At 45.7% G+C, this 2,084-nt stretch carries 2 protein-coding genes; both read right to left on the reverse strand.

Translation table 11 applies throughout. The features are described from left to right. Positions 1-60: 60 nt before the first annotated feature. Positions 61-186 carry a hypothetical protein gene (locus HMPREF0636_RS08525; RefSeq protein ID WP_005468350.1) on the reverse strand — a complete coding sequence of 42 codons (126 nt, stop codon included), beginning with the start codon at positions 184-186 and terminating at the stop codon, positions 61-63. Positions 187-193: 7 nt separating this feature from the next. After that, positions 194-1,963: a hypothetical protein gene (locus HMPREF0636_RS01035; RefSeq protein WP_155807254.1), complete on the reverse strand. Its 1,770-nt coding sequence runs from the start codon at positions 1,961-1,963 to the stop codon at positions 194-196. Positions 1,964-2,084: the final 121 nt, after the last annotated feature.

Below are 2,084 nucleotides of genomic sequence, written 5' to 3' on the forward strand. Positions count from 1 at the left end.
TCTTCTTGCCAATCTTAAACTTCAGCATGATTATTAGTGTATACGATGTGAAACAATGTCCTAGAACTCGCCACCATCCTCGAAGTCTCCAAGGTTCCCATCCGCAGATAGATCCAGGAGAAGGGAGAGCGGGTGGTTGATATGTATAAGCTCAGCCTGAGGTTGCTGATAGATTTCCTTTTCCATAATGAGATTAATTTGCCTTGTAGAGATAAACATAACTCAAAGCTGTCTTCATTGAAGGGACACGTGAGTAAGCCTCTTCCGAGGTCATTACTCCAGCAAAAATAGCACGAGCAAAACTCTCTCCCTTCACGTAGTAGCGAGGACCAGTAGTCCCTATGGGGTATGTGTACCATTCGGGCTCGAATGCCATCCAGGAGCCCGAACTAACAAATACCCTTCTTTCGGCGTCTGACCAAAAGGATTCGGGTAGGCCATGAAGCTCGCCAGCAGATGAGACACGTGAGCCCACATATTTAGCCTCGACGATAATTCCATATATATTCGGATACTTGTCAAAGGCACTCCTGTATCTAAAAGCATAACAACTCGCTCTATTTAGGGTACGCGGATTCTGGAATCCTAGTGCGTAGCCCATTGAGCTACCATAAGGGTTGTGTGGGTCGGGTCTGAGTGTATATGAAACCCTAACACGGTAGTCTCTATTTCCAACCCTGACTCGATTAACTGAAGATAGATAATCAGGGTCATTATCAGAACCGCTATAACTGAACCATGGAAAGCCGTCTGAGGGAAATATTGACAACCACTGGTAGACAGTTGCCATCTTTGTATACTCTCCAGTAGTGACATTTACTACTGGGCGCCCTGCTGCCTGATCTGGATCCACTTCTCCTTGTGCCTCCTTGTAAGAGAACAACCCATAGTAGGTACCTTCAGGGTTTAAGTAGTCAACAGGGGGTCTTATCTCTGTGGTTAGCTCCGTCCCGTTCTTTGCAACAGGGTACTTGGAGAAGAAGCTAAGAGGATTAGGAATGGTACCTGATACAATATTTACTGTGTATACCTTCCCCTCTTGGTAGGCAGTAGCCTTTTGCTCTACTCCTGCCATCACAGGAGTGCTAGGATCTTTATACTCTAAGTCGAAGTTACTCCAGAATGGACTACTCCCACACCAAAGGAGCAAGCTTTTATCACTCACCCCATTCCCTGGTATAGATATGCTGGTAGCTGTCCCCGAAGCATCAACAATAGGATATATCTTTTCTGTTTTTTGACCAATGCCTAGCATTGCCCCAGTTACATGAGGGGAAAGGGAAGCCTGTGAGTGTCCATAGCCACTTACATATACCCCTGTAATCTTAACAGGATCGGTAGTCTCATTACTGAGCTTGATACGGAGTAGGTAGCCCTTAGGCTTAAACTTACGATCAGCGAGAGTTAGCTGACTCTTATTTGTCAGCTCATTATCCCGTAGGTCAAGCTTTGTAGCAAGGACAAAGGGAACAGGGAGTGAGGCTTTAGTATTGCCCGTATTATCTACTACTAGAGCTTTTAGGTTAGTCCCTCCACTGATGTTGAGCGTAGTGCTACTATGTGTAGCATCAGAGATTATAGCGACTAAGGAAGCATTGCTGGGGTCAAGCGCACCACGTAGCTCGATGGTCTTTCTGCTTAATTGTAGGGTCTTGCCATCCTCCTTTACACTCCAGTCTGGATCGCCATCCCAAACAAGAGTAGAACCGCTATAAATATAGGTGTGTACCTTTACTGTGGTCTTTCCCTTGAGTGTAGCTCGTACCTTCTCTGCCCCATCAATGAAGAAGTCTACTGACCGAAGGGACTTTTCTGCCTTGGAGGGAGTCTCGGGCGTAGAGGCTATAACATCTAAGGAGATTGTACTCCCCTGGGGAATAAGTCTAGTCTCTGGAGCATCATCCTTCGTACAAGAAGAGAGGAGTACTACACCAGCAACTAAGACCAATAAGAATTGTCTCATTTCTTAGCTTATAATTTAGTTGTACATAACGAAGCAGGGACACCACATGGCTTATTACGCCATGCAGTGTCCCTGCTTCTATTTACTATAAAAAGTTGTTTAGTTGAGGGGGGGGGGGGGA

The sequence above is a fragment of the Porphyromonas catoniae ATCC 51270 genome (genome assembly GCF_000565015.1).
In the GTDB taxonomy this organism is placed as follows: Bacteria; Bacteroidota; Bacteroidia; order Bacteroidales; family Porphyromonadaceae; genus Porphyromonas; species Porphyromonas catoniae.